This is a genomic window from Methylobacterium sp. WL8 (assembly GCF_008040045.1).
GTDB lineage: Bacteria > Pseudomonadota > Alphaproteobacteria > Rhizobiales > Beijerinckiaceae > Methylobacterium > Methylobacterium cerastii.
On record NZ_VRVF01000068.1, the window covers coordinates 20017 to 27358 of the forward strand.

The window sequence follows — 7342 nt, forward strand, 5'->3', positions numbered from 1 at the left end:
GCTTGCCACAAGATGCGATCGAACATAAAGATATCTTTATGTCTCATGATCGCGCCCAGACGACGGCACCGGTCTCCTTCCCCGACGCCCTCGGTGTGCTCCGGGCGGCGGCTGAGGAAACGCGCCTGCGCATCCTGGCGCTGCTGTCGGAGGGCGAGCTCTCTGTCTCCGACCTCACCGACATCCTCGGCCAGTCGCAGCCGCGGATTTCGCGCCACCTCAAGCTTCTCGTCGAGGCCGGGCTGATCGAGCGCCACCGCGAAGGGGCTTGGGCGTTCTTCCGCTTGTCCGAGACCCGGGCCGGCCTCGTCGATCCACTGATCGCGGGGCTCGCACGCGACGGCGCACCGCTCTCCGAGGATCGCGCCCGGCTCGATGCGGTCCGCAACCAGCGGGCGGAAACCGCCAAGACCTTCTTCGCGCGGCTCGCGCCGAAATGGGACGAGCTGCGCTCGCTCCACGTGCCCGAGGCCACCGTCGAGGCGGCTGTTTTGGCGGCGCTCGGTCCGCGCCCGGTCCGCAGCCTGATCGATCTCGGCACCGGCACCGGGCGGATGCTCGGGCTGCTGGCGCCGCTCGCCGCCCGCGCGACCGGCCTCGACTCGAGCCACGCCATGTTGTCGGTCGCCCGCGCCAACCTCGAGCGGATGGGCCTTTCGCGGGTCGATTTGCGCCAGGGCGACATCCACGCGCCGCCCTTCGCCCGCGGAAGCTTCGACCTCGTGGTGGTGCATCAGGTGCTGCATTACCTCGACGAGCCTGGGCGCGCCTTGCGCGAGGCGGCCCGCCTCGTGGCGCCGGGCGGTCGGATGCTGGTGGTCGACTTCGCGCCGCACGACTTGGAGTTCCTACGCGAGTCGCAGGCTCACCGCCGCCTGGGCTTTGCCGCCGACCAGGTCTCGGGCTGGCTGTCCGAGGCCGGGCTCGACACCGAGGTGACCCGCGACCTCGCTCCGACGGACCGAGCCCAGCTCACCGTCACCCTCTGGCTCGCGGCGGACCGCCGCGCGATGCCCGAGGCCATCCGACCCGAGCGCGCCGTCGCCTGAGGCGGCCAAATATCCGTGACGATCGTCTGAACCGAACGACATCGAGGACGAAGCCCATGCCGAACGCCATCCGCCACCGTGCCAGCCGCGACGGCTACCACCCGATCCGCGTCTCGATCGAGTTCTTCCCGCCGAAGACCGAGGAGATGGAGAAGATCCTTTGGTCCTCGATCGAGCGCCTGGCGCCGCTCGGGCCGAAGTTCGTCTCGGTGACCTACGGCGCAGGCGGCTCGACCCGCGAGCGCACCCACAACACCGTCGCCCGCATGGTGACCGAGACCGGCCTCAAGCCGGCCGCCCACCTCACCTGCGTGGACGCGACCCGCGACGAGATCGATGCGGTGGTGCAGTCCTACTGGGATGCCGGCGTGCGCCACATCGTGGCGCTGCGCGGCGACCCGGCCGAGGGCGTCGGGCACGCCTACCGTCCGCATCCCGGCGGCTACGCGCAGACCTCGGACCTCGTGGCCGGCATCAAGCGGATCGGCGACTTCAAGGTCTCGGTCTCGGCCTATCCCGAGAAGCACCCCGAGGCCGCTTCGCTCGACGCCGACATCGACGCACTGAAGGCCAAGGTCGACGCCGGCGCCGACCAGGCGATCACGCAGTTCTTCTTCGAGAACGAGGTCTACCTGCGCTACGTCGACAAGGTGCGCGCCGCCGGCATCGACATTCCGATCATCCCCGGCATCCTGCCGGTGCAGAACTTCAAGCAGGCTGCCAACTTCGCCCGCCGCACCGGCGCCTCGGTGCCGTACTGGCTGGCGGCGCGGTTCGAGGGGCTTGAGGGCGACGTCGAGACCCGCCGGCTGGTGGCGGCGGCCGTGGCGGCCGAGCAGGTGCTCGATCTGGTGGACGAGGGGGTCAACGACTTCCACTTCTACTCGATGAACCGCTCCGACCTCGTCTACGCGATCTGCCATCTCCTTGGCCTGCGTGCCCAGGCGCCGAAGGTGATGGCGGCGAAGGCCGCCTGACGGCTCGACCGCTCCGTCATCCCGGGGCGCCGCAGGCGAGCCCGGGATCCAGACGCTCCGACCTTGCCGAAACGACTTCGACGACAGCCGAAACCGACCTTCCGGACCCGTCGCGGTTCTGGATTCCGGGCTCCGCTGCGCGGCCCCGGAATGACGAGTGAGACATCCATGACCGACCTCCGCCCCGTCGACGGCACCGAAATCGAAGCCGCCCTGCGCCAGCGCGCCAAGGAGAAGATCCTCGTCCTCGATGGGGCGATGGGCACCGTGATCCAGCGCCTCGGCTATGGCGAGGCCGACTTCCGGGGCGAGCGCTTCGCGGACCATTCCCACGACCAGAAGGGCAACAACGACCTCCTGATCCTGACGCAGCCCGACGCGATCCGGCAGATCCACCTCGACTACTTCCTGGCCGGCGCCGACGTCTGCGAGACCAACACCTTCTCCGGCACCACGATCGCGCAAGGCGATTACGGCATGGAATCGGTGATTCACGAGCTGAACGCGCAAGGCGCGCGGCTCGCCCGCGAGGCCGCCAAGCTCGCCGAGGAGAAGGACGGCCGCCGCCGGTTCGTCGCCGGCGCCGTCGGCCCAACCAACCGCACGCTGTCGATCTCGCCGGACGTGAACAACCCCGGCTACCGCGCCGTGACCTTCGATCAGGTCAAGCAGGCCTATGCCGAGCAGGTCCGCGGCCTGATGGACGGCGGCGCCGAGCTGATCCTGATCGAGACCATTTTCGACACCCTCAACGCCAAGGCGGCGATCGCGGCCACCTGGCAGGTGTTCGACGAGCGCGGCGTCAAGCTACCGATCCAGATCTCCGGCACCATCACCGACCTGTCCGGGCGCACCCTGTCTGGCCAGACCCCCGAGGCGTTCTGGAATGCGCTGCGCCATTGCCGGCCGCTGACCTTCGGCCTCAACTGCGCCCTCGGCGCCCGCGAGATGCGCGGCCACATCTCCGAGCTCTCCCGCGTCTGCGACACGCTGGTCTGCGCCTACCCGAATGCCGGCCTGCCCAACGAGTTCGGCCTCTACGACGAGAGCCCGGAGGCGATGGCCAAGCTGGTCGCCGAGTTCGCCGAGGGCGGCATCGTCAACATGGTCGGCGGCTGCTGCGGCACCACGCCGGACCACATCCGCGCCATCGCCGAGGCCGTCGCCGGCAAGACGCCGCGAGCGATCCCGACGATCGCGCCGCTGATGCGGTTGTCCGGCCTGGAGCCGTTCACGCTGACGAAGGAGATTCCCTTCGTGAACGTCGGCGAGCGCACGAACGTCACCGGCTCGGCCAAGTTCCGCAAGCTCGTCACGGCAGGCGACTATGCGGCGGCCCTCGACGTGGCACGCGACCAAGTCGCGGCCGGCGCCAGCATCATCGACGTCAACATGGACGAGGGCCTGCTCGATTCCGAGAAGGCGATGGTCGAGTTCCTCAACCTCGTCGCCGCCGAGCCCGACATCGCCCGCGTGCCGGTGATGGTCGATTCCTCGAAGTTCCACGTCATCGAAGCCGGCCTCAAGTGCATCCAGGGCAAGGCGATCGTGAACTCGATCTCCATGAAGGAGGGCATCGAGAAGTTCATCGCCGACGCCAAGGTGTGCCGTTCCTACGGCGCGGCCGTGGTGGTGATGGCCTTCGACGAAGAGGGGCAGGCCGACACGCTGGAGCGCAAGGTCGAAATCTGCACCAAGGCCTACAAGGTGCTGACCGAGGAGGTCGGCTTTCCGCCCGAGGACATCATCTTCGATCCGAACGTGTTCGCGGTGGCGACCGGCATCGAAGAGCACAACGGCTACGGCGTCGCCTTCATCGAGGCCACCCGCATCATCCGCGAGACGCTGCCCCACGCCCACATCTCGGGCGGCATCTCGAACCTGAGCTTCGCCTTCCGCGGCAACGAGCCCGTGCGCGAGGCGATGCACGCGGTGTTCCTGTACCACGCGATCAAGGTCGGCATGGACATGGGCATCGTGAACGCGGGCCAGCTCGCGGTCTACGACCAGCTTCCGGCGGAGCTGCGCGAGCTGTGCGAGGACGTGGTCCTCAACCGGCGCGACGATTCCACCGACCGCCTGCTGGAGTCGGCCGAACGCTTCAAGACCGGCGCTTCGGCCCAGGCCAAGACCGCCGACCTGACCTGGCGCGAGAACACGGTCGAGAAGCGCATCGAGCATGCGCTGGTCAACGGCATCACCGAGTACATCCTCGCCGACACCGAGGAGGCGCGCCAGGGCGTCGAGCGCCCGCTCCACGTCATCGAGGGGCCACTGATGGCCGGCATGAACGTGGTCGGTGACCTGTTCGGCTCCGGTAAGATGTTCCTGCCGCAGGTGGTGAAGTCCGCCCGCGTGATGAAGCAGGCGGTAGCCTACCTCGAGCCGTACATGGAGGCGGAGAAGCTCGCCAACGGCGGCGACGGCAAGCGCCGCGCCGCCGGCAAGGTGCTGATGGCCACCGTGAAGGGCGACGTCCACGACATCGGCAAGAACATCGTCGGCGTCGTGCTGGCCTGCAACAACTACGAGATCATCGATCTCGGCGTGATGGTGCCAGCGGCCAAGATCCTCGACGTCGCCCGCAAGGAGAACGTCGACATCGTCGGGCTGTCCGGGCTGATCACGCCCTCGCTCGACGAGATGGTGCACGTCGCCGCCGAGATGGAGCGCGAGGGCTTCGACGTGCCGCTGCTGATCGGCGGCGCCACCACCAGCCGCGTCCACACCGCGGTGAAGATCCACCCGTCCTACCAGCGGGGCCAAGCGATCTACGTCACCGACGCCAGCCGCGCGGTCGGCGTAGTGTCGAGCCTGATCTCCAAGGAGACCCGCGGCGGCGTGATCGAGAAGGTGCAGGCCGAGTACGCCAAGGTCGCCGACGCCCACGCCCGCTCGGAGCTCGACAAGCAGCGCCTGCCGCTCGCCAAGGCCCGCGCCAACGCCTTCAAGATCGACTGGACGGAGTACGCACCGAAGAAGCCGAGCTTCACCGGCACCCGCGTCTTCGGCGCCTACGAGGTCGCGGACCTCGTGCCCTACATCGACTGGACGCCGTTCCTGCAGACCTACGAGTTCAAGGGCCGCTACCCGGCGATCTTCGAGGATCCGAACCAGGGGCCGGCGGCGAAAGCCCTGTTCGACGACGCGCAGGCGATGCTGAAGCAGATCGTCGCCGAGCGCTGGTTCAACCCGAAGGCGATCCTGGGATTCTGGCCGGCCAACGCGATCGGCGACGACATCGCCCTCTACACCGGCGAGAGCCGGTCCGAGCAACTCGCCACCTTCCACGGCCTGCGCCAGCAGCTGTCGAAGCGCGACGGCCGGCCGAACACCTGCCTGTCCGACTTCGTCGCGCCGGCCGAGACCGGGATCGCCGACTACGTCGGCGGCTTCGTCGTCACGGCGGGCCTGGAAGAGGTGCGGATCGCCGAGAAGTTCGAGCGAGCCAACGACGACTACCGCTCGATCCTGGTCAAGGCGCTCGCCGACCGCATCGCCGAGGCCTTCGCCGAGCGCATGCACGAGCGCGTGCGGCGCGAGTTTTGGGGCTATGCGCCGGACGAGACCTTCGCGCCAGAAGACCTCGTGCGCGAGGAATACGACGGCATCCGCCCGGCCCCGGGCTACCCGTCGCAGCCCGACCACACCGAGAAGGTCACCCTGTTCGACCTGCTCCAGGCCGAGCGCCGCATCGGTGTGAAGCTCACCGAATCCTACGCCATGTGGCCTGGCTCGTCGGTCTCCGGCCTCTACCTCGCGCACCCGAAGGCGCACTATTTCGGCGTCGCGAAGGTCGAGCGCGACCAGGTCGAGGATTACGCCGAGCGCAAGGGCATGGACCTCCATGCCGTGGAGCGCTGGCTCGGGCCGATCCTGAACTACGACCCGGCACGGTATCTGGCGGTGGCGGCGGAGTAGCGGGCGCCGCCTCGCCCGTTTCCTGCCTGGACGCCATCTGCATATATCCCTTGGAAGATATGGCAGGTGGCAGTCATGGCCGACATCGCGAAGGTGTTCTGGTCCGGGCAATCGCAGGCCGTCCGCTTGCCGAAGGAACTCCGCTTCGACGCGGAGGCGGTGCGGATCAGGCGCGATGGCTACGCCGTCATCCTCGAACCGTTGGACGACGAGTAGGCGTCGTTTCCTCACCTGACCGACGAGGTCGCCACGGGCCTTCTCGCGGTCGTCGAGCAGGATTGCCGCGGCAGGACCGACCCGGTCTCGATGCGCTCTTCGACAGAGGTTCCTGCTCGACACGAACGTGCTGATCGCGGTGATGAACCGGAGACCTGTCGTCACCGAAAAGGTCTTCGGCCATCCCTGACGCGCTTACGGCCTCTCCGTCATCCATCGTCGCGCACGAGCTTCTGTTCGGAGCCTTTCGCGCTCTGCGCGTCGACGTCGCCCTCGAAGCGTTCGAGGGATTGCGCATGTCGATCGTGGATTTCGCGTTGGACGACGACCGCAAGGCGGGCGAGATTCGTGCCGCGTTCGCCGAGGACGGAACGCCGATCGGCCCCTACGACGCGCTGATCGCCGGCCAGGCGCTCGCCCGAAACCTGATCCTCGTCACCCGCGACGTACGCGAATTCGCGCGGGTGCCGGGCTTGCGCGTCGAGGATTGGGAGGGTGGGGGCGCATAAGCCGGCACCTGTGTCCCAGTGGAGCTTGACCGGGCGGCCATCGCGGCTTCAATGCCCGGGCGGGATGGTCCGCGGGCGGGTTGCGTGGAGACGGGTATGCAGCGGCTGGCGTTCCTCCTCGCCGTCGCGACGGGCCTCGCGGTCACCGGCTGCACCGGCTTCTCCCACATCTCCAAGACCTACGTCAGCCTGACGCCGCAGGTGGTCACGATCTCCTGCAACGATCCCTACGAGGTCTACGACCAGCGCCAGCAGCGGCGGATGCTCGTCGTCTCGAACGCCCTGCGCGAGGTCACCGGCTGCGGCATCGGCGACCGCTACGCCGAGCGCGACCCCGGCGAGACGCGGGCGGCACGCTTCCGCCTCGCGGCGCGGACCTACCTCGACGAGACCGTGCGCGAGGATTGCAAGATCACCGGCGAGGCGGTGTTCACTGACCTGCAGACCGAGTTCGTCTACGCCTGCGGCGGCCCGATCGAGTCGCGCACCGCGAAGGTGCCTCGCCTGCCCGGCCGCACAACCCCCGGCATCGGGCTGCGCTAGCAGGCTGCTGCAGAAGTCTGGTGTTACGCTCGGTTTGGATCGTTATCGGTGTTTGCCACGGATTGGCCGACGTCCGAGAGGCTGGATTCTGCCTCTTCGATGGGAGCCCGGGTTACGGGCCGCGTCT

At 68.2% G+C, this 7342-nt stretch carries 5 protein-coding genes and 1 pseudogene; all 6 read left to right on the top strand.

Translation table 11 applies throughout. From position 1 onward, the window contains the following. Window positions 1-38 precede the first annotated feature (38 nt). The 6 genes and pseudogenes from FV234_RS20270 to FV234_RS20295 all read left to right on the top strand — a co-directional run bounded on the left by FV234_RS20270 (window position 39) and on the right by FV234_RS20295 (window position 7215). A complete protein-coding gene (locus FV234_RS20270) occupies window positions 39-1049 on the top strand; it encodes a metalloregulator ArsR/SmtB family transcription factor (RefSeq protein WP_147831277.1) in 1011 nt (336 codons plus the stop codon). A gap of 56 nt (window positions 1050-1105) precedes the next feature. Further along, a complete protein-coding gene (metF, locus tag FV234_RS20275; RefSeq protein WP_147752399.1) occupies window positions 1106-2026 on the top strand; it encodes a methylenetetrahydrofolate reductase [NAD(P)H] in 921 nt (306 codons plus the stop codon). Window positions 2027-2194: 168 nt separating this feature from the next. Further along, complete coding sequence (metH, locus tag FV234_RS20280; RefSeq protein ID WP_147831279.1) at window positions 2195-5947, top strand: methionine synthase; 3753 nt, start codon at window positions 2195-2197, stop codon at window positions 5945-5947. 75 nt (window positions 5948-6022) lie between these two features. Then, a pseudogene (locus tag FV234_RS20285) lies at window positions 6023-6160 on the top strand (AbrB/MazE/SpoVT family DNA-binding domain-containing protein); the annotation flags it as partial. Between the two features lie 257 nt (window positions 6161-6417). Beyond that, complete coding sequence (locus FV234_RS20290; protein ID WP_246686249.1) at window positions 6418-6672, top strand: PIN domain-containing protein; 255 nt, start codon at window positions 6418-6420, stop codon at window positions 6670-6672. Between the two features lie 96 nt (window positions 6673-6768). Next, the gene (locus FV234_RS20295) at window positions 6769-7215 is read left to right on the top strand and encodes a hypothetical protein (protein WP_147752403.1); all 447 of its coding nucleotides are present in this window, start codon (window positions 6769-6771) and stop codon (window positions 7213-7215) included. Window positions 7216-7342: the final 127 nt, after the last annotated feature.